The sequence below is a fragment of the Streptomyces griseoflavus genome (assembly GCF_014649995.1).
Taxonomy (GTDB): Bacteria; Actinomycetota; Actinomycetes; order Streptomycetales; family Streptomycetaceae; genus Streptomyces; species Streptomyces griseoflavus.
In genome coordinates this window covers 51,574-73,983 of record NZ_BMUC01000007.1, presented here as the reverse complement: position 1 = coordinate 73,983, position 22,410 = coordinate 51,574, and the positions used below count along the sequence as shown (strand labels likewise).

3 protein-coding genes are annotated in these 22,410 nt (G+C 74.6%); all 3 read right to left on the bottom strand.

The features are described from left to right. Positions 1-585: 585 nt before the first annotated feature. Genes IE172_RS16260 through IE172_RS16250 form a run of 3 tightly spaced genes read right to left on the bottom strand, consistent with a single transcriptional unit; the run spans position 586 to position 22,403 of the window. Positions 586-21,552: a lonely Cys domain-containing protein gene (locus IE172_RS16260; RefSeq protein ID WP_190097963.1), complete on the bottom strand. Its 20,967-nt coding sequence runs from the start codon at positions 21,550-21,552 to the stop codon at positions 586-588. Beyond that, a complete protein-coding gene (locus IE172_RS16255) occupies positions 21,553-21,900 on the bottom strand; it encodes a hypothetical protein (protein ID WP_190097962.1) in 348 nt (115 codons plus the stop codon). Positions 21,901-21,902: 2 nt separating this feature from the next. After that, entirely contained in the window at positions 21,903-22,403 is a 501-nt protein-coding gene (locus tag IE172_RS16250; RefSeq protein ID WP_229886121.1) for a YbaB/EbfC family nucleoid-associated protein, read from the bottom strand. Positions 22,404-22,410: the final 7 nt, after the last annotated feature.

Below are 22,410 nucleotides of genomic sequence, written 5' to 3'. Positions count from 1 at the left end.
ACGTGCTCCGGGTCCGACACGCGGAATCCCTCGGGCACCACGCGGGCCATCTCCGGGAGGTACAGCGCGGCGGCCTTGATCCACGCCGCGTCACGGAAGTGGACGTACGGGTAGTACAGACCGGTGCGCTGCACGTGCACGCTCCTTCGCGTCGGAAGTCGCCGGGCCCGGCGGGCCGTCGCCCGGTGGCGCCTGCGCCCTGAGGTGCGGGACCCCGTCGCGGACGGAGTCGCGCGCGCCGGGAACCGGCGCTGCCGGGCGAACTACGCGCCTGAACAACTTAGTTGACTTGCCCCAGGTAGGGTCGCGCACTGGACGCGCCATGCGCCGCCCTCAGCGCCGGGCCCGGAGCCGCCGGCAGCGGATAACCGCGAGCCGGAGGGCGTGGTCCGCGTCGCCGGGGGCTGACGCCGGCCGAGCGCTTCCTGGGGGCGACACTCCCCGGTGTCGCCGGTCGTTCCCGTGCACCGGCAGCCGACCACGACCCGTCCGGCGGTGCGCCCTCGCCGTCCCGGCCCGGGTCGGCGATGCTGATCCGGTGCTCCGGCGCGGGCCGTGCGGCCTCGGTGCGTCCTCCTGGCCGGCCTACTGGGCGTCCGGACCGTCCGTCGCGATGGGCGGCAGTCCGAGAACGCTCCGGAACCGGGCGGCGAGGCGCGCGACCGTCCGGGGGTCCGTCCCCTCCGCCGCCAGGAGGCCGGCGAGCCTGCGCACCGCGTCGCGGAACTCCTCCCCGGCGTACCGCCAGTCCGCGAGCATGGAGTCCGGGTCGCCCGGCAGGAGCAGTCCGAGGGCCGTCTCCCAGGCCCGGGCGGCGTCCGGGTGCGCGGCGCTGCTCGTGAAGTCGGCGAACGCCGAGCGCCAGATCCGGCGCGCGACCGTGGCCGCGACGGTGTCGAGGGCGTCCGGCCACGGGCCGGGGCGGGCCAGCAGCAGCCGCACCTGGTCGAGCGGTGGCAGTCCGCTCCCCCGGATGCCTCCGCCGAGCTGCGCCTCGACATCCATGCCGGGGGTGATCCCGATGCCCGCCTCCCTCAGTTCGTCCAGGGTGACGAACCCGGCGCCGGTGAGTCCCGGCGGATCGCCGGGCAGGTCGTCCGCGCCCGCCTGGCCGGCGATCCACCGGCGCCGGGCCTCCTCGGAGGGCGGCGCCTGGAGCAGGATGGCGTCGGGGCCGGTGTCCGGCGGCGTCTCCTGTCCGGTCGGCCGGGCCACCGTGCCCGTCGGGGCCGGGGCGCCGGTGGAGACCGGCGGGGCGGCGGGGGCGGTGGGTCCTGCCGTGTCGGAGGCACCCAGGCCGCCGGTGCGTGCGGCGTGCAGCAGGTGGGCCAGGGAGCCGGCGGTCAGTGACCGGTCCCAGCCCTGCCGGGCGGCGTACTGGCCGACGAGGTGCCGGAGTCCGCCCCAGGTGAGCGGGCCGGGGGCGGCGTTGCCGGCGGACCGGGAGCGCAGCGCTTCGAGGGCGCCGAAGCCCTCGATCAGCTCGTGGAACTCCGCCTCGCGGTCCGGGTCGGAGTCGATGTGCACGCCGTGGGTCAGCCGCAGGGCCCGCACCCAGTGCAGGGCCCGGTCGGTGCGCCCCGGCAGGCCGGCGGAGAGCCCGCCCAGGTCGGCGAGCGCGTCGAGGGCGGCGGTCGCGGGCTCGGGACGGAACTCTCCGATGTGGCCGACGGGGTTGTCCGGGTCGTCGTACACGACCAGGCGCGGCGGCAGGCCGCCCTCGGCCTCGCTCGGCGAGATCTGCCGGTCCACGGTGAAGACGGTGCGACGGGTCTCGTTGGCGACGTACTGGGCGGAGGAGGGATGGGCGAGCAGGTCCTGGTCGGCGCGCGTCATGGACAGCTCGCACAGCAGCAGCCACACCGGCTTGTCCGGGGGCAGCGCCCGCATGCTCTTGCGCCGCGCCAGCACCCGGCCCAGCTGCCGGGGGTGGACCGCCTGGTTGGCGGCGGTGCTGCGGCGGGGCAGGGTGGTGCGTCCGCTGTCGCCGTGGCCGACGACGACGTAGGAGTCGGCCAGGGCCCGCGGCAGGGGCAGCAAGCCGCTCTGCCGCCCGGCGTACACACCGGGCAGCCCTTCCTCGACCTGGGTGTAGTGCTGGATGGCCGACACCACCCGCAGGGCCTCCTCCCGCATCGCCATGTCGTGCGCGTCGAGGAAGACCCGCCCGGTCAGGGCCTGTCCGTCGACCGTGACCAGGGGGTACGTGTGGATGTCGGAGTCGGGGAAGACGGTGCCGTCCGAGGCCCTGACGGGGGCCTCCGGGTCGTCCGGGACCAGCCCCGGGTCGGCGGGGATCCAGGTCCCGGACGGCTCGTTCGCGGAGGCGGGCGCGGCCAGGACCGGGACCCGGCGGCCGCTCGGAGCCGTTTCGAGCCGCAGGTCGCCGTAGGTGAACCAGGCACGGGCGCCGGTGCGGTCGGCGATCACCCGGGCGAGGACCTCGTTGCGGCCGTCCTCCTCCCCGATCAGGATCACCACGGGCACGTCCGGCCGCCGCCCCGGGTCGTGCAGCACCAGTTCGGCGAACTCCTCGTCCGACACCGGTCTTCCGTCCGCCAGCAGCATTCCCCCGGCGTCGCGTTCGGCCAGCACCGCGTGGGCGGCGGGCCCCCAGGGGGAGGGGTGGACACCCCGGGGATCGGCGACCACGTCCATGTGCAGCCGGACGCCGGGACGTCCGGTCCAGTTCCTGCCGTACGGCGCGCCGTCGTCCCCGCTGAGCACGGACTGCTGCGGATAGCCCTGCCGGGTCAGCCCGTAGGCGGCGACGGCCTCCAGGCTGCCGGCGCGGCCCCTGCGGTGGGCGCTGCTCACGAGGGTGAGGGCGTCGTAGTGCCGGGCCGCGTCCACCGGCGCGTCCGGCGGGAGGTGCAGCAGCGTCCGGGTGATGCCGGCGAGGTCCAGCGGGCCGCGGCCGAGGCGCGGGTGCCGGGCGCGCACCGCCTCGACCACGCGCAGCGAGTTGAACAGCCCGGTGCGCAGCTCCTGCGAGAGCGGCTGGGAGCCGAAGGTGGCGTCGACGAGCGCCCACAGTCGCTGAAGACGCTGCCGGCCGGCGTCGTCGGCGGGCGGCGGCGCGGCGGCGGACCGCGCCTCCGGCGCGGGAGCGGGCAACGGCGACGGCAGGGGCGCGGGGGCGTGCGGCTGCGGCACGTGCGCGCCGGTGGTGCCGTCCCACAGGGCGCGCACGGCCACGTGGGAGTCGCTGCCGTCACCCGGGGCGCCCTCGGCGACGTCCCACAGCGCACGGGCGCGGGCCAGCGCCTCGTTCTCCACGTCGGTGGCCTCGACGGGGTTGACGTCCGCGGGACGCGCCCCGCGGGGACGGGCGGGTTCGACGCTGCGCGGGTGGCGGGTCCGGGGCGGGGGGCCCTCTCCGTACAGCCGGCGCAGCAGGGGGTACAGGGCGGGCTGGCGGGTGCGCACCCACTCCGGTCCCGCGTTGACGCGGGGCAGCCCGGTGTAGGGGTCGTCGCCGCCGTTGGCCCTGAGGTAGACGTTGGTGAGCTGGGCGAAGAACTCCAGCTCGTCGCGGCTGCTGTAGTTGGGGGCGCTGCGGCGGCCGTCGGCGTCGTGGCCGTGGAGGGGGCCGTCGGGCCAGTTGCCCGCCTCGCCGGCCCGGGTGGTGGCACGGAAGGCGTCGGTGATGCGCTGCCGGTCGACGGGGTCCAGACCGTGCAGGTGGATGGTGTGGGCGAATTCGTGCACGGTGGTCGAGTAGCCGTCGGGGTAGGCGGGCGTGCCGGTGCCGACGGTGGTGCGCTCGCCGAGCAGGTTCTCCTCGGTGACGGCCGCGGTGCGCGTACCGGCACCGCGGACGTCGTCCCAGGGGCGGCCGTCGCCGGTGACGGCGCCCCGCAGGAAGCGGAAGGCGTCCAGGGAGGTCATGGCCTCGCCCCTGGGCACCACCAGGACCCGTGAACCGCGCTTGAGCAGCCGCGCCGCGACATCGGGGTCCCGCAGCATCCGGGCGATCTGGGTACGGGCCCGGTCGCCGGCGGAGACGGGCTGTCCGACCCCGTCGGGCACCCGCGTCATGAGGTGCGCCGCGACCGAGGCGAACTCGGCCGGGTCGTGCCCGGCGCGCAGGGCGTCCACGAGCACCGGGTCGGCGGCCAGCCGCTCACGGTGCGCGGGCGGCAGCGCCGCCAGCGCCGCGTCACGGTCGGCGGCGGACAGGCCGGGCAGTCGGGCGGCGAGCGCCCGGACCGGGTCCGCGGTCACCTCCGGGAGGACCCGCAGCCCGTCGGCCAGCACGGTCAGCTCGGCGCGCAGCGCGGGCAGGTCGGCGTCGGTGACGCCGAGGGCGCGCCAGGTCTCCTCGTGGCGGGCGAGGGTCTCGGCGTCCAGGGCGGCGGAGTCGAGCAGTTCGCTGAGCCGTACAGCGAGGGAGGGGGCGGCGCCGGCGGGCCGCGCGGCACGGTAGGCGTCTTCGCGGGCGAGGACCGTCGTGCGCGTGCGGGGGTCGTCGGCGGGGCCGCGGTGCAGCGCCCACAGCAGGTCGAGGAGGTCGCGTCCGCGCAGTTCCGGGTCGGTTGCGGTGGTCAGGGCGAGGGCGGCGTCGGCCACCGAGCCGGCGGGTTCCGGCAGGGTGAAGCCGTCGACGGTGACCGTGCCGGAGACCGGCCGGTCCACCGCCGTGACCGTGAGGTCGACACCGTCCACCGACAGGGCGAGGACCCGGCCGCCGGCCGTGCCGGGCAGGATCCGCACCGACGCTCCGGGCAGCTCCCGCTCCAGCGCCGCACGGATCCCGTCGACGGCGGGCAGGGCGGCCGCGGGCAGCTGGAACTCCACGGTGCCCAGGGGCCGGGGCCCGCCGAACTGCACCCGGCCGCGGGCGGCTCCGGCCAGTACCGCCGGATGGCCGAGGCCGTGCAGTACGGCGCCGACCCGGCGGGCGACGTCCAGTTTGCCGGTGTCGTCACCGGACGGCGTGGCCGAGGGGGCCGGAGCGCCCCGGCCGGCCGCGGTGGCGGTGGGAGCCGACGGCGGAGGCGGGGGCGCGGGCGCCGGTGGGGGCGGGGGACCGGCCGCGGCGGTCTTCACCTGGTCGGTCCGGACCACGACGCCCAGCCGGGCGCTGAACAGGGCCGCCACGTTGGTCAGCCAGTCGGCGGCCTCCGCCGCGTCCAGACCCGGGCGGACCGACTCGCTCATGTAGCGGCCCGACTTGTCGTTCACCACCCAGGAACGCAGCTTCTCGTTCCAGCGGAACTCGCCGGAGACCCGGCTGCGCCCCGGCAGCGTCCGGCCGGCCGTCTCCCCGCCGTCGTCGGCGAAACCGGCGGCGATGCCGGTGTGGCCCAGCCCGTCGAGCGTCCTGCGCAGCGCCTCCGCCGTCAGATCGGGGTCCTTCTCCCGCATTCCCGCCAGCAGCGCGTCGAACTGCTCCGGCGTGATGATCCCGCTCAGGTCCTCCGTGCCCAGGATCACCCGCCCGTCATCGGTGACCGTGTACAGCCATACGGCGTCGCGGTTGCCGGTGATCAGCAGGTCCGGGTCGACCTCGTCCAACGGCACCCACAGGGGGTTGAGCCGTACGTCGCCGTCCTGGTCGCGTTCCTCGTCCTTGACACGCTTCGGGAGGACCGGGTCGCCGAACCGGTCGCGGGCCGCGGCGTCGCTGCCGTCGTAGTGGTTGACGCCGTTGTAGTAGACCTCCGTCTGCCGCGTGGCGTTGTCGGGCCCGGCGCCGCTGACCCGCCGGGCACCCGACGGGAGCGACTGCACCACGTCGACCCGCAGATCGAACGCGTGCGCGAAGAGGGGTAGGAAGATCTCTCCCTCCGGTGTCCCCCAACGGCGTTCCCAGTTGACGACGGCGTCCATGAGCCTGGGCAGTTCCGTGTCGTCCAGAGGCGCGGTGCTCTGCGTGTAGGCGGTACCGAGCAGGCGGGCCAGTGCGCGGTCGTCGAGGCCGTCGGGCGTCGGCATCAGGCCGTGCTGCTCGAGGTGCTCGAACATCCGGCGCGGGCTCAGGTCCTCGGCCTCCGCCTCCAGTACGGCCCTGGCGTCCTCCGGGGAGACCTCCGGGTCGGCGGGACGCGACGCCATGCGGGCATCGACGTACCGCGTCAGCAGGTCGGCGGGGTCGAGTGCCTCGGGTACGGGGACGTGCCGGACGCCGTGGTGGGCGAGGAGGGCCAGCATCCCGGCCCGGTTCATTCCCCGGACACGTGCCCCGAACTCGTCGGCGACCGTCTGCCGGAACTGGCCGACGATCTGCGGATGCAGCCGGCCCCCGCTGCGGTCCACGTAGTCCTCCACGTGGGACCGCATGGCGCGGAGCGCGGCCCGGGAAGGGCCGGCCCTGGTACCGGACCCGGCCTGCCGGCGCAGCTCGCCGCGTACCGCGTCGGGGTTCCCGAGCCAGTCGTACGCGGCGCGGTCGGTGGCGGCGAGGCCGCCCAGACGGGTACGGATGTGCACGGGGTCGCCGGCCATGAAGGAGTACAGGAGGCACTCGCCCGTGCCGGGCACCGGCACCCGACGGCCCCTCGCCCGGCCGCTGTCGCTCTCCGGCTCGGAGCCCTTCTTTCCGCCTCCCTGAGGCGGAACGTTCGGCGGCTGGGACTCCGGTTGCCCGGTCTTCGCCTTCGGCGCCGGGGGTTGCGTGCCCTTCGGCGCCTGCGGGTCCGTGCCCTTCGGCAGCGTCTCCGTACCCTTCGGCGGTGTCGGGACGGTCGGCAGGGCCAGTTGGTAGTGGCGGTCGTCGAGGCTCAGTACCACGTGTGCGCCGGAGTGGGCGGAGGTGCCGACGAGCGCCTGGAGGCTGCCGGCGCCCGCCGGGTCCCCGGGAGCGAAGTCCTGGAAGGCGCCGTCGCTCCCGACGACCGTGACGCGCACGCCGAAGGTGCGTGCGGCGAGCAGCGGGAGCAGGTCGGACGCGGCGTGGTTCCAGCCTGCCTCGGACGGGGCGTCGCCCCGGCGGAGGAGCTGGGTGATCGCCAGTTCGGCCCGTACCTCGGGGGACAGATCGGCGACGTGCGGAACCAGACCGCCGAGGCCGTCGAACTCACGGCGTGCGGGAGTGTCCGTTCCGAGGTCCAGGCCCGCCGCGGCGATCTCCTCCGCGCTGAAGGGGTCGGTGTGGTCGGGGGCGACGGCGGCCAGCAGGTCCTCGTCGGCGTGGTCGGTGAGCCAGGAGGCCATCCTCCGGCGCAGGTCGGACATCGCCCGTGGATCGGCGGGGTCGATGCCCTGCGCGGCCAGCAGCCCCGGGGCGGCGCGTTCGAGGCCGAGGGCGAGCGCGCGGAAGAATGCCTCACCGTCCCTCGGCACGTCCTGGAGCGTGTACGTCTCGTTCCCGGGAGACGTGAGGACGGTGTCCGGTGCCGTACCGGTCCTGGTGTAGCGGGGCGGGGCCGGGGGCTCGGCCACGGGCTTCTTGGGCGGGGCCTGGTAGGTCACCGCGGGCGGCTCGGGGAGACCGTCCAGTTCCTCACGGCCCTCCGCGGTGGCCGCGAGCCGGTGCCAGCGGGTGAGCTGGTCCGTCCCGGCCCGCACCCGGTGGTACTCCGCCGCGGCCTTCTCCGCCGTGTCCCTGAGCGCGTCCAACTCGGCCCGCCGGGTGTCGAAGGCCTCGCGTGCCGTGTCCCGGCGGGCGGTGGCCTCGTCGAGAGTCCGGCCGGGCGCCCTCGCGGACAGCAGGGCCGCGTCGAGCCGCCCGTCGGCCAACGCCTTCTCGGTGCGCGCGGTCTCCAGCCGCAGGTCGGCCGCCTTCCGCAGTTTCCCGGCGGCCTCCTGCGCATCGGCCAGGCGGGCCAGGGCGGCGTCCTCTTCGTCCCGCAGGACCTCCGCCCAGCCGTCGTGCTCGGGTGCGGCGCCGTACTCGCCGTCGGCGAAGGCGTCGACCTCGGCCTGCGCGGCGGCCACGTCCGCGTCCGCGATGCCGTGGTCCCGGCGGGCGTCGGCCTCGGCCTGTGTCAGGGCCCTGTCCGCGTCCTCGACGCCCGTCCGGGCGAGGCCGACCGGGCGTGCCGCCGCGCGGGCGATCGCGGCGGCCTCGTCGAGGGAGGCCTGCGCGGCATCCAGGTCCGCGCGCAGTCCGCCGGAGGCCCGCCGCTTCTTCCAGTAGGCCTTGTCGGCGTCGACCCACGCCTTGCTCGCGCTCTCGACCGCGTCCCACGCCTTCGAGACGCTCTCGGGGAAGTTCGCGTCGGTGATGATCCGCAGGTCGCGGGCGACGTCCTCCCGGATCCAGGTGACGACGTACGCCTCGGACTCCATCGCCTGCGGACCCGACCGGGCCTTGGCGAAGGTCCCGCCCCGGATCCGGTTCGCGAGCCTGGAGTCCAGGATGCCGCGGTGCACGTCGCCGACGCCGATCCAGGTGGCCGGGACGGCGAACAGGAAGGACCGGCCCGTCTTGGGCTTGAGGTTGCGGGAGGTCAGGTGGTCGTCCCCGACCGGCATGACGTCACCGTCGAGGTCGTTGGGGCCGGGGCCGAAGACTCCGATCTGGTTGAGACCCGCGTTGTTGGGAGAGTCGTACAGGAAGGCGCCGCCGAGGCTCGAGGACTGGCTGTGCTCGACGGACGACGACGTGCCGGCGTTGTCCCCGTACCGTCTGAGCACCTCCAGTTTCTTGCCGTCGGCGACCGTCAGCAGCAGCGCGCGGCTGAAGTCGGGGGCCGAGCGCAGTGACAGCTGTCCGGTATCGGTGCCCACGAGGGACTTCTCGGTCAGCCCCGCCACCTGGTAGCCGTCCGGTTCGGTGGTGCGCGGGAAGAACGCCGTGACCGCCGTGGAGCTGGTGCCGTCCTCCAGTGCCTGCGCCGAGCCGGTGCCCAGGCGGGTCAGTCCGGTCTCCCTGGTCCTGCGCAGGAGGTCGGTGAGGGCGTCGTCGCCGGGACCGTCCTCGGCCTCCAGGGCCCGGAGGGAGAAGCCGACGTCGTACGCCTTGGTGAGGAGGAGGTCGCCGGCCATGCGGATGTTCTCGATGCCGATGATCCCGCGCGGGTGCATGCCGTTCTCGGGGAAGGCGAACGGCCGCGTGACGCCGTCCCCGTCCCGGACCGTCAGTTTCTTCTCCACCCCGGAGAGCGGCACCGGGCGGGGCGGGCCGGCCAGGGCGGGGTCGGCCGCCGGGTCGGGCGCGGGCAGCAGCCGGCCGGCCCCGAAGGTGCCGGGCCCGTCCGTCCCCGTCGGTGACGGCGCCGGCTCCATCAGACTGAGCGGCACGTGCTCGCGCAGCTCGCCGGCGTCGTCCTCCTCGACGATGGTCAGCCGGCCCCGGAAGCGGTCGAGGGCCGTGGACTCCGCCTCCTCCAGGTCCGGGTCGGCCGGCGCGCCGGTGTGGGGGGTGTCGTCGGCCTCCAGGGTGATGCGCATCCGGTACGGGGTGACGACCTCCGCGTGCGGTTCGGTGGACGCCGCCCGGTAGATGGTGACGGTGGTGACCGTGTGGCTCGACGCGACCGTCTTCCGGTTGGAGCCGCCCTCGGTGTACGTGGGTCCGGCGGCCGGGACCTGGGGGTTGCCGGTGTACACCGCCTGGCTGGTCAGGAAGCCCAGGTCCGCGCCGGCCGAGAACTCGGAGTTCTGCTGGGCGGTCTCGATCGCCCGCCGGTTCTCCTCCAGTTCGGCGCTGTGGTCGAGTCCGTCGAACACGGGTGTCCCGGGGATCAGTTCGACGCGTGCCCGCACCCGCCGGCTGCCGATCCGGACGCTGTCCCAGCCCCAGCCGCCGGCCTTGACCAGGGTCGACGGACCGGTGGTCGTCATCTCCCCCTTGAGCGCCCGGGTGGCGCGGCCCGTCACCAGCTGCCGGATCCGCTCCCGGCTCTCGTCGTCGAGTCCCAGCTTGCCGATCCGCTTGTCGAACGCGAGCAGCACGTCTGTGGGGTCCAGCGCGTTCACCGCGTACGTGCCGAAGGCGGCGCCGCGCATCCAGGGCTGCGGTGTCCAGACCTGACTCGTGTAGCGGGGGACGCCGCCCAGTCCGTCGTCGATCAGCCCCATCCGGTGGGCGCTCTTCTCCGGCAGATGCCCCAGCAGACCGCCCGGGCTGGTCAGCGCGGTCCCCGCGGCCCCGGCGAGGGAACGCGGCACGAGGGCGCTGCCCGCCGCGGACGTTCCGATGCGGCCGGTGCCCAGCCGGCTGGAGAACAGCGCGAACCAGTGCTGCACATCACCGGCCACGAGCACCTGGTGGGTGAAGCCCTTGCGGTTCATGTCCGCGACGACGGTGCGCACGACGCTGAGACTCTGCGTGCCGGTCCTGGAGATGGGGTTGGCGACGATTCCGTACGCGCCCATGAGTCCGTGGCCCGGATTCTGGGCGACGGAGTAGACCAGCTGGCCGCCGAAGACGAAACTGGTGCTGTTGCTGGTCTTGCCGGCCGCCTGGCGGGTGCCGCCGAGCGTCATCTCGGTGTCCATGGACATCGGCGGGGTGAGGGCGCGCAGGTTCCCGACCGTCGTGGTGTACCGGAAGGTTCCCCACAGCTCGCCGTACGGCCCCTTGCCCAGCAGGCCGCTGCCCACCAGGCCCAGCGGCCCCGAACTCTGGTCGAAGCTCGACGTCAGGTGCTGGGGGGTGAAGGTGCGGACGATGGCGTCCCGGGTGGGGGCGCCCTCCTTCACCAGCTGCCAGGCGCGGCCCGACGCCGTCCGCAGGACCCGGTCCACCTCCGCGGTCAGCGTGGGCGACAGCACCACGTTCACGATGACGAACGGGTGCTGCCGGAACTCCTTGAACTGCGGTGTCCCGCGGTCGGCGAGCCGTCCGGCGGGCTGCTGCGGGCCGGTGCCCGCGGGCAGCACGAGATCGCCCTTCGCCAGGGCGAGGGCCCGCTCGGTGGTCATGGACGTGGGCGCGGGCTCGTCGGACAGGTACGGGTTGAGCGCTCCGTCCGCGTGCGGGTCCGCCTCGGGCGTGTGCTGTACGGGGACGCCGATGAGCACCTGCCCGGTCATCGGGCCGCCGCCCCGCAGGTGACCCCGAGGCGTCCGGCCGAAGAGCACGTTGACCGGCTCGTCCAGTACCAGCAGTCCCGGCAGCCCGAGGCCGACACCGCGGATCAGGCCGCGGGGCCGCCAGTAGCCGCTCAGGCTCGCGGTGAGGGCGAGGTCGTAGCGGTACAGGTGGGTGGGCTTGCTGGTCACCGACATCGGCTCGTTGGTGACCGTCGAGCCGAAGGAGGTCTCCGACTCCCACTGCCATCCCTGGCGTGCGCCCAGCGTCAGCCCGAGCGTGTTACGGGGCAGGCCCGCCTCGTCGCGGTCGTTGTCGCGGCCCGAGAACGTGCCCTCGAAGCCCAGGTCCACGCCTCGTTTCACGCTCGTCTGGCCGTCGATCCGGTCGACGCCCTGGGCGCTGAAGCGCATTCCCTCGTCGACGTCCTTGCCCTCGTAACGGCGCCCGGTCAGCGTCCCGTGCACGTGGAGGGTGTAATAGGTCGTCCCGACGGAGTCGGGGTCCCTGAGCCTGACCGGCAGGCCGACCGTGGTGAGCGCCTCCAGGTTCGCGGTGACGCTCTGCTGGGACAGCACACCGAGGATCTGCAGGGTGTTCTGGAGCGCGATCCGGTACTTGACGGGATCGGTCCACCGGGGCGGCATGGGCAGGCTCTCGGCCGCCCGGAGCACCTGGTCGGGCCTGCGCCCCAGCAGGTCGTCGAAGCGGGTGCGCCAGCCCTTCGGCAGGTTCGGCGGCAGCAGCTGGTCGAGGGGCACCACCAGGTCCTGGTTCAGATGCGAGACGGCGTCGACCACGCCGTCGGCGAACTGGTCCAGCAGGGTGCGGCCGACGCCGTCCGCGGCATCCGGGGTGACCCGGGTGCGCAGGCCGTCGTCGAAGGTGAACTCCTTCACCCGGTGCATGCCCAGGGTGCGCGGACGGTCCACGGTCAGGTAGGCGGGCACGAACGGCGGGTCCGCGCCGTTGCGCAGGGCGAGTGTGGTCCCGTCGTCCCATCCGGCCAGCCGCCGTGCCTCGGAGCTGGTCATCCGGTCCAGGCTCCAAGTGAGGAAGCGCGTCGGCGGCGCGTTGTCACCGGCCCGGCGCACCCGCACCGACTTCACCACCAGGTAGAGCGCGGTCCTGGGGCCCTTCACCTGTCCGGCCGACTTGAGGGTGCCGGCCCCGCCGAGTCCGACCGACCAGGTCTTCGCGTACGAGTACTGTGCGGTCGGCCCGAACTGGAGCCGCAGGTCGAAGGGGGCCGTGCCGGGGTCGTGGAAGTTGAAGGCGGGTCCGGCGACGGCCTGCAGCAGCAGGCTCCTGCCGTCGGCCCGGCTCCGTTCGCTGCGGACCGTCGAGGTGTTGATGTCCCGCATCTCGGCCTGGTCGGTCTCGCCGACGAGGATCGCCGTCCGCGGGATCATCTCCTCCACGACGAAGACGCCCAGCGGTGACTTCTTCTTGTCGTCGGCGAACAGCGGCGGGGTGGTGATGCGGCCGCGCGCCATCGTGCCGCCGTGCCGCTGGAAGCTGTCGCCGGAGAAGAAGATGTCCAGCTCGGTGTAGGCGGAGCTGCCGGGGAGGACTCCGATCTGCCGGGCCGCCCAGTCACGGATCGCCGCGACGGGGCCGAACCCCTCGATACGGACGAAGCGGTACTGGGAGTTGCGGTCCAGGTCGATGGAGCGGGGGATCCGGCCCGGCTTCGGGATCTTCGTCACGCTGTCGGGCAGGCGGACCAGGAGGCCCTTGCGGACGCCGAAGGAGAACCGGGCGGGCACGGCCCGGTCGGTCTCGGGATCGGGGGCGGTGCCGGGCTCGGGGTCGATGCCCGTGACGACCCGTCCGGCGGGATCGGTGACGCGGAACTCGTAGTGGATGTCGTCCAGGAACGCCCGCGACTTGTCCAGCGTCCGGGTCTCCATCTGGTTCATGCGCTGGTCGGTCAGGGTGTAGCCGACCTTGTTGATGAAGCCGAACCGCAGGGCGAGACGGCCGAAGCCGCCGAACGCCGCGGTGCCGGCCGGGCCGATCGGTCCGCCGAGGCCGTACTGGGAGTTGGCCTGCATGTTCTTGGTCAGCCCGAAGGTCGCGGCCGCCCGGTGCATGCTGTCGATCTTCGTCGAGTCGCCGATGCCGTCGTCGTACGGGGCCCAGTTGCCGTGGTGCCGCGCCCTGACCCACAGGACGCGCGCCTTTCCTTCCGCGGTGACGTACGGGAAGGGGCGCCCCTCGCCGTCCGCCAGCGTCTTCGGCTTGTCCCGGAGCGTCCGCCGGACGTCGTCCAGCAGCTGTGCGTGGTCCGCGGGCCGGGCGTCCGGCCGGCGCTCCAGTTCCCGGTCGACGGTGTCCAGGGCCTCCTCCAGGCCGCGCAGGACGACCGTGCTCTGACCGAACGTGCCCGGATTGGCCAGGAGTTGTTCGATCTCGGCGGCGGTCAGGGTGGACGGCAGCAGCGACTGGAGGTCGTCGACGTACGCGGGCATCCGCCGGCCGTCCTGGAACCGGGCCGGGGTGCGGCGCCTCGGCGGGGGCGCCATGGCGGGGTCGAGGCGCGGGGCGTTCGGAGACGTCGGGTCCGGCTCGGTGGTCGGCGTGACGAGGGCCGTCGTCGGGGCCGGCGTGACGAGGGCCGTCGTCGGGTCCGGCCCCGGAGGCGGAGGCGGGCCGGGAGGCGTGACGGTGTCGTTCCCGGCCGTGGCCGTGGTGGGTGACAGGCGGGTGTCCGCCGGGGACGCGGAGGCCGGCCGGGCGGCCGACCAGTCGTCGGCCTGCTGACGCCGGCCGTCCGCCATGGGCAGCAGGGAGAGGACGTGCGGCAGCGACGGGTCGCTCTGCGCGAGCAGGCCCACGGGTCCCGGTGAGATCCACACCCCGCGGGCGGTCCCGGCGCCGACGAGGGCCCGCCGGTCGGTGGCCTGCGGGTCCGTCGGGGCGGGGGTCGGGGTCGTGGAGGCGAGGACGATGTCGGCCGTGCGCGGGAAGTCGTTCAGCACCGGGTCCACCGCGAGCAGTTCGGCGACCTCCTCGTAAGGGACCTCGACGCGGAGTCCGCCGGGCAGCTCCATGGTGAGGTGGTCAGGGCCGGCCTCGCCCCGCACCAGGTACGGGGCGGGTTCGGCGAGGTCGGTGGTCCACGGCATCCTGGCCCGGCGCAGCGGTCGGTGGCCGCCGTCCGGTGTCGCCGCCATGACGAGGGCGGACCTGACGTCCACCGCCGCACCCGGTGGGCCCGGCGCCCAGCTCCGGCCGGCCGGGGCGCCCGAGTCGTCGAACAGCAGGGTGTCCGGCGCGAGGGCGCCCAGCGTCTCCAGGTGGAACGCGCCCAGCGTGACCGGGTCGTCCACGTCGACGCCGACGGCCGCCGCGCGCGCCACCAGGTCCAGGAGGTCGGGCAGCCGGTCCGGGTCGGGCCGGCCCAGGTGCAGCACCCTGCCGGTGAGGGCGGCCGGGTCGGGGGTCCTGCTCTCCCACTCCAGGGTCTTCACGGTCGCCCAGAAGAACCGGGCCCGCTCGGGCGCCCCGATGACCACCTGGTCCGGGTCCAGCCCCAGGAGCCGGGCGGCCTCTTCGTTCACCTCCTCGTCCGTGAGACCGTCCAGCCCTTCCGCCACGGTGATCACGTGCGGCAGGGTCACGAGGTCGGTGAGCACGGCGCCGGGGTTGCGGTGCACGGCGTCGGCGGCCCTGGCCAGCAGGTCCTCGTAGGCGTCGGGTCCCGGCTCGCCGTCCGGGTCGCCGTGTTCCGTCGCACGGATCTCGCGGGCCGCGCGCTCGAACAGGTCCAGGGAGAAGGGCACGGTGTCGCGCAGCGCCGGGTCGGCGGCGCGCAGGGACTCCAGCGCGCCGATGCCCGCGAGGAGTTCGCCGTAGCGGCTGTCGTCCTCGATCGCCACCCCGAACGTCAGCCGCAGCGCGCGCACCAGCCGCAGCGTCCGCTCGCGGACCTCCTCCGACGCCGGTCCCACCGGGTCGGTGTGCAGGCCCGCCGCGCGGGCGCGGTCGTCGAGCGCGGCGTCGTCGGGTTCCGGCCGGTGCTTCACCCACTTCCCGCGTCGGCCCCGCGAATCCATGATGATGTAGTGGGCGACCTCACCGTCCTTCCCGAACTTGAAGCCGACCTCCTGGGTGGCGCCGTAGACGGTGCGGCCGGTCTCGTTGGCGACGTGCTGGCTCTGGCTGGCTTCGGCCAGCGGGTCGGGGACGAACGTGTCCGTGACCAGCTTGCGCCTGCGGGTGATGCCCGGCGGTGTCGCGGCGAAGCACTCCTGCATGAGGACGGCGTGGTCCTTGGGGCGCCGCGTCAGGCTCGGACGGCGCCCGAGCATGCCGCCCACCGCCCGGTCCCGTTTCCGGTGGCGGGGGTTCGACCGGGTCGGCAGTTCCGTCTCGCCGAGGAAGCCGTGCCCGGCGAAGACGTACACCGGCTCGCCGGCGAACGGGACCGGCTCGTCGTCCTTGACCCAGGTCCCGTCCTGCCGGTTGACGTGGTAGAGCTCGGTCGCCGTCGCCGCGTGCCGGATCCCCCGCAGCAGCCGTGCGCGGTCGCCGTCCCTGAAGACGGCCCTGCCGATCGGCCCCTGGTCGGTGACGATGGTGTGGGACAGCAGGTCCTGTTCCCAGAAGGGGGCGCGGGCGGACTGTGCGGGGTCGGGCAGCAGGCCGGGGGAGCTGCGGATCCAGTCGGTGCGGTCGCTGCCCCAGGCGCTCCGCAGGGGCACGACGTACGGGTGGGAGGCGCTCTTGTCCGGGCCTTCGGCGACGTCCACGACCCCGTTGGCCGCCCAGACGTCCCTGCCGGTCCGGTCCGCCGCCCGCCGCGGCAGCTCCAGGCCGCCCCCGCCGGCGTCGGAGACGAGCAGCAGCACCGGCACGTCCGCCGGGAGTCCGATCGACTCGACGTCGAGGGCGAGGAGTTCGGCGAACACGTCGAGGGGGACCTCGCGCGGGGCGCCGTCGTGGCCGCGGACGACGACCTGGTCCCGGTCGCCGTCCGCCCGCACGACGTAGGGGTCCGGGCCGCCGGGCCGGTGCCAGGGCGCGGGTCCCACCTCGTCGCGTGACAGGCTGCCGTCGGCCCGGGGTCCGGTCCTTCCCGTACGGGTGAGGTCCAGGTCGTCGATCCCGCCCTTGCCCCGGGTCCAGTCGCGGCCGCGGGGGCGTCCGTCGGGGCCGGTGGTCAGGGCGTGGGTGGGCGACAGCACGCCCTGGCGCCGGAGGTGGAGCGCGGCGAGGGCGGCCGGAGAGCCCGCCGCCCGTGCCTCCTGTGCCGAGGCCAGCCCCAGCAGCCGGGCGCGCTGCACGTCGGTCACCGGATCGGCGGGGCCCAGGAGCAGCACCCGGCGGGCCACGGCGTCCAGGTCGAGCGGGCCGAAGTCCAGCAGGGGGTCGGTCCGCCGGAGCCGGTCGAGGCGTGCGAGCCCGTCACGAATGTCCGGGTACAGGGGGCTCGACATGACGTCGGGGCCGTAGATGTCCGCCAGCAGTTCCCGGTACCCGGCTTCCTCCGGGGACGGCTCCTGCGCCCGGTCGTCGTCCACGTCGTCGTCCTGGTGGTCGGACAGCGGCGCGTCGAAACCCTCCAGCAGGCCGTCCAGGCTCGGCAACGGGGTCTCGAGGCCCCCGACCGGTCCGGGGTCGAGGAGGTCGGCGAGCGCGGCGGGCGGCTCGGCCGGGACCTCGGTCGCGGGGCGGTCCGCGAAGGTGACGTCGTCCGCTCCGGTGCCGCCGTCGCCGGGCCGGACGGCCGCCCAGTCGGCCGCCGCGGGACGCCCCGGCGCGCTGGGCAGGAGGGAGGGGACGTGGGGCCGTGAGGGCCCGGTCGGGGCCAGGCTCACACTGCCCTGCGAGGCCCATACGGTACGGCCGGTGCCGGCGCCGACGACGGCCCGCGGATCGGGGCCCGGGGTGCCGCCCCCGGCCGGTGCGGTGAAGGCCGCCTTCGGGACGGCCAGGACGACGTCCGTGGTCTCCTGCGGCCGGGTGTTGAGCACCGGGTCGCGGGCCAGCAGCTCGGCGACCTCGTCGTAGGGGACCCGGGCGCGGAAGCCGCCGGGCAGGGTCATGAGGAGGTGGTCCCGCCCGCCGCCCGCCCACACCAGGTAGGCCGGCGATCCGCCGGGAACGCTCCACGGCGGGCGTTCCTGGCCCACGGCCCGGTAGCCGCCGTCCTGTTGCGGGGCGGCAACGACGACCCGGTCGGTGAGCGTGGTCGTGGCAGCGTCCGGCGGGGTCGGGGACCAGCGCCGCCCGGTGGGCACACCGCCCGGGTCGAGCAACTGGGTCTGGGGCGAGAGGGCGCCCAGGGTCTCCAGGTGGAACGCGCCCAGCTCGACCGGGTCGTCCACGTCGACGCCGACGGCCGCCGCCCGGGCGACCAGGTCGAGCAGCTCGGGCCGCCGGGCCGGGTCGGGCCGGTCCAGGTGCAGGATCCGGCCGGTGAGGGCGTCCGGGTCGGGGGTCCGGCTCTCCCACTCCAGGGCCTTGACCGTCGCCCAGAACAGCCGGGCCCGCTCGGGCTCCCCGACGGCCGTCGGGCCGTCGTCCAGTCGCAGGACGCGGGCGGCCTCGGCGTCCAGGTCCTGGTCCGTCAGGCCGCCCAGCCGCTGTGCGGCGGCGGTGACGTGGGGCAGGGTGACGAAGTCGGACAGCACGGTGTCCGGCCCTCGGCGTACGGCGTCGGCGGCGTCGGTGAGCAGGCCCCGGTAGGCGTCGGGGACGGTGTCACCCGGCCGGCGGGCGTGGGCCGCGCGTTCGAACAGGTCCATGGAGAACGGGGCGAGGTCGCGCAGGGCCGGGTCGGTCGCCCGCAGGGACTCCAGCGCGCCGATCCCGGCGAGGAGGTCGCCGTACCGGCTGTCGTCCTCGATCGCCGCGCCGAAGGCCAGCCGCAGCGCGCGGACCAGCCGCAGCGTCCGCTCACGGACCTCCTCCGAGGCCGGTCCCACCGGGTCGGTGTGCAGGCCCGCCGCGCGGGCGCGGTCGTCGAGCAGGGCGCCGGTGGGTTCCGGCCGGTGCTCCACCCACTTCCCGCGCCGGCCCCGCGAGTCCGTGTAGAGGCGGTGGACGAACGTCCCGTCCGGTCGCGTCGCGAAGCTGACCATGTGGGTGCCGCCGTACGTCGTGCGTCCGGTCTCGTTGGCGACGTGCTGGCTCTCGCTGAGGACCGCCAGCGGGTCGGGGACGAAGGTGTCGTCGATGCCCCTGCGGGTGCGGACGATCCCCGGCGGCTCGGCGCTCGAGCACGCCTCCATCAGGACGCCGTGGTCCTCGGGGAGCTGCGCCAGGCTCGCACGCCGCCTGAGCATCCCGCCGGTCGCCCGCCCGCGGGTGTGGTGCCTCGGGTCCGTCGTGGTCGGCACCCGGGTCGCGCCCGACCGGGCGTGGCCGCCGAAGACGTACACCGGCTTGCCGGCGAACGGGACCGGCTCGTCGTCCTTGGTCTCCTCCTTGGTGACCGGGTTGTAGTGCCACAGCTCCGACGACTCCGTCGCGAGCTTCAGCGCCGCGATCCGGCGCGGGGCCTCGGAGTCCTCGAACACGCCCCTGCCGATGGTCGCGCCCCCGTCGACGACGACGCTGTGCGACAGCATCTCGCGCTCCCACTCCGGCGCGTTCTCGCGCTCCGCCGGGTCGAGCACCTGGCCGGGGGTGCTGCGGATCCAGTCGGCGCGCGGCAGCCCCTGTCCGAACAGCAGGGAGACGACGTGCGGCTGCGACGGGTCCCGCTGCGGGGACACCTTCACGGCACCGTTGGCCGACCAGACCTCCCTGCCGATCCGGTCCGCCGCCTGGCGCGGGAGGTCCAGGCCGCGGGCGCCGGCGTCGGGGACCAGCAGCACCACGGGGGTGCCCGGGGGCAGTGCCGCGAGCCGGGGATCGCGGGCCAGCAGTTCGGCGAACACGTCGATCGGCACCTGGCGCGGGGCGCCGTCGTAGCCGCGTACGACGATCCGCTGGTGGTCGCCCTCCGCCATGACGACGTACGGCTTCGGCTCACCGGGCCCGTGCCAGGGCGCGGGCTGAACGTCGCCGCGGCCCAGGGTGCCGTCGGGCTGCCGGACCACCTTCCCCACCTCGGTGAGGTCGAGGTCGGGGATCGTGGCGTTCGTCCAGTTGCGGCCCGGGACGCCGCCGGCGTCGGTCAGCTCCTGGGTGGCGGACAGGACGCCGCGGAGTTCCAGGTGGAAGGCGGCCAGGGCGGCCAGGCTGCCCGCCTGCTCCACCTCCGGGGCCATCGCCACCCGGAACAGTTCGCCGCGCTGCGCGTCGGTCACCGGGTGGGCGGTGTCCAGGAGCAGCACCTGGCGGGTCACGGCGTCCAGGTCGAGCGGGCCGTCACGGAGCGCGGGGACGGCCTGCCGGAGCTGGTCGAGGTGGGCGAGGGTGTCGCGCAGGGCGGGGTGGAGGGGGTTCGTGGCGATGGAGGGGCCGAACACGTCCGTCAGCAGCCGGTCGTACCGCGCCTCGGTGGCCGGGTCCGGCTGCGAGGCCGCGTCGTACCCGGACGCGTCCCGACCGTCCTCCCAGTCCATGATCATGTCGAGGGAGTCCGGGGAGCCGGGCGTGGAGGACTCCCCGGCCGGGATCCCGGTCGGTGCCCGGGAGCTGAGCGGCGTCTCGTCGACGGTGACGGGCCGGGTGGGCTCCGCCGTGGGGCCGTCGACGGCCGGCGGGTCCTCGGACTCGGTGCGCACGGGCCGGTGGGGCTCCGGGTCGCCGGACATGGTCCGGGTATCGGCCTTCGGCACCGCGGGGGACGGGCGGGACGGCTCGGGCTCCTCGGGCGCGGGGGTTCGGGCGCCGCCGGGAGCGGTCGCGTCCGGGTCCGGGTCCGGGTTCGACGGCTCGGCGGTGACCGCCGGGTCGCCGGGCGGTGTGGTCTGGGGCCGTGACTGCGGGGTGGCGTTCGGCGCGGCCTGGCCCGGGGGCGTGGTGGTCGACGGGGTGGGCGCCGTGTGGGTCGCGAGGGGCGCCTGCGGATCCGGCTGCTGCGGCCCCTCGGAGCTGGACCGGGTCGTGTCGTCGCCCGTCGAGCGCTGCCGTTCGGTCCCGTCCGGGGTGAAGCCGCTGCCCCCCGTCCGGGTCGGGGACGGCTCCGGGACGGAGGAGCCGGCGGTGGAGGGACCGTCGGCCGTCGGGGCGTCGTCCGTGCCGCCGGTCCCGTCGGTTCCCGGGGTCCTGGTCACCGACGGGTTGAGGGTGGAGAAGACGGTGTCGGTTCCCGGGTCGTCCGCGAAGGAGTCCTGGTGGGCGTCGGTGTACGCGTTCGGGGAGGGGGCGGAGTAGGACGACGTCCTGACCGCGCCCGTCGTCCCCGGATGCCCGTACGCGCCGGTGTCCGTGCCCGTGCCGGTGCCGTGGTCCGAGAGGGACGGGAGGGACGAGAGGGAGGAGACGGACGAGACGTCGCTGGTGTCGCTGAAGACCGACGCGGTGTCACTGGTGTCGCCGACGGAGGAGCCGGCGTCGTCGTACGTGTCGCTGTGGGTGTCGTCGTAGGTGTTCCGGTACGTGCCGCTGCTGGTGTACGGGGCGCTGTACGGGCTGTACGGGTCGCTGTGGAGGTCCTGGTGGGTGTTTCCGCCGTCGTACGTCTTGTCGTACCGGCCCTCGTACTCGTACCGGCCGGTGCTTCCGTTCCCGTTCTCGTACCGGTTTCCGCCGCCCGGCGGGTCGTTGACGTCGCCGGAGCCGAAGCCGGTGTTCTGGAAGTAGTTCTTGTAGACGAACTTTCCGCCGAACTCCGCCCCGGTGGAGGCCGCTTCGAAGATCAGGCCGCTGAGGCCGGCGCTCAGGAACGTGCCGGGGTTGAGGGTGAACGTGCCGAGGAAGATCAGGCCGGTGAAGGCCTCGGCGAAGGTCTCCGCCTGCCCCTCGTTGAGGAAGCTGAAGGGGAGTTCGGAGGCTTCCTTCCAGAAGGTGTGGTTCTTGAGGTACTTGTTGATGAACTTGCCGCCGACCTCCCCGAAGATGCCCCCGAAGAGTCCGGCGAACGCGCCGGCGACCGCCGACTGGCCGATGTCCGTCCAGTCGAACTTGTCCCGCCGGCGCTCCGGGTCGTCCGGCGCGGTCATGGAGATCAGCTGCGAGGCGAAGGAGACGAACGCCTCCTGGATGGCCTCCAGGAGCACCGAGAGCGGTGTGGGGACGGCGCGGCCCAGCCGCTGGAGGATCAGCAGGATGGTGAGCGCGGTGCGCGCCTTCTGGAGGGCGATCTCGGTGAGCGACGTACCGCCGGTGAAGACCGCCAGCGCGGCGATCAGGGCCAGTTCGATGTTCATCAGGATGAACTCGATGAGGATCTGGTACTTCGCCTCGGACAGCTTGATGGAGCGGTTCACCTGCTGGGCGCCCAGTTCCCGGAGTTCGTCGGAGAACTTCTGCAGGTGGTTCTGGCCGTTGTCGTCGACGAAGAGCTTCATCGCGGCGACGAACTCCGTGGCGATCCGCGGCGGGAGCGAGTTCCCGGCGGTGGAGATCGCCCCCTTCATCGCGTCGGACAGGTCCCTGACGTCGTCGGCCAGCCGCTTGTAGGGGTTACGGCTGTCGAAGCCCCGGTCCTCGTTGCCGGTGGCGACGTTCGCGCCCACCCAGACCTCGATGAACTCCCGCAGGCCGGGCGGGAACATGATGGCCATTCAGCGCCTGTTCCCGCTCTCCGAGCCGTGCGTCTCGATGTCCTCCACCGCCTGGGTCTGCGGCCGCCGCACGTGGTCGGCCTCCGCGGCGACCGCGTCGACCAGCGCCATGAACCCCCCGGTGATGGCGAGGACCGTGTCCGTCACCTGCTGCTGTTCGCGCCGCACCTGCTCGCCGACGGCGTTGGCGAACTCGTCGTCGCCGCCCTCCTCGCCCCACCAGCCCGCGTAGGCGGCGCAGCCGGTCTCGAAGCGGGGCAGCATCTCGTCGCCGTGGCGCACGGCGTCGGCGAGGTGCCGGGAACCCTGCAGGATCGCCTGGATGTCGGCGGAGTAGTTGCCGGCCACGCTTACGCACCCCCCTGCCGTCGCTGCCGTCCGTCGCCCCTGCCGCGGGCCGCGCCGGGCGGGGCGGCGGGTTCCTCGTCGTCCTCGACGATCTCGTCGCGGAGCCTGCTCATGGCCGTGGGCCCCTGCGCCACGGCGGTCTCGTCGAGCAGCGCCCCGAAGACGGACTCCCAGTCGACGCCCATCCGTTCCGGTGCGGCGCCGCGCGCGGTCATCCGGGTGAGCGGGTCGAGGGTGGCGACGACCTTGCGGGCCATCTCGGCCCGCGCGGTGTTCGCGGCCTCCAGCACCGCCGCGGAGAGCTGGGCGGCGGCCATGGTCCGGTACTTGCCGTCGAGGAACTCCAGGCCGGTCAGCTCCCCCTTCGCGCCGACGGACACCCGGACCGACCGGTCCGACGAGCGCGCGGTGACCGACGCCGCGTCCAGCTCGGCGCGTGCCGAGGCCGCGGCCTGCTCCGCCGCCTCGAGGTGGGCCATCGCCCGGGCCACTCGGTCCTCCATCGGCTGA

Coding starts and splice junctions, on each gene's coding strand:
- IE172_RS16260 (WP_190097963.1), bottom strand. CDS start 21,552: ATGGCCATCATGTTCCCGCCCGGCCTGCGGGAGTTCATCGAGGTCTGG.
- IE172_RS16250 (WP_229886121.1), bottom strand. CDS start 22,403: ATGGAGGACCGAGTGGCCCGGGCGATGGCCCACCTCGAGGCGGCGGAG.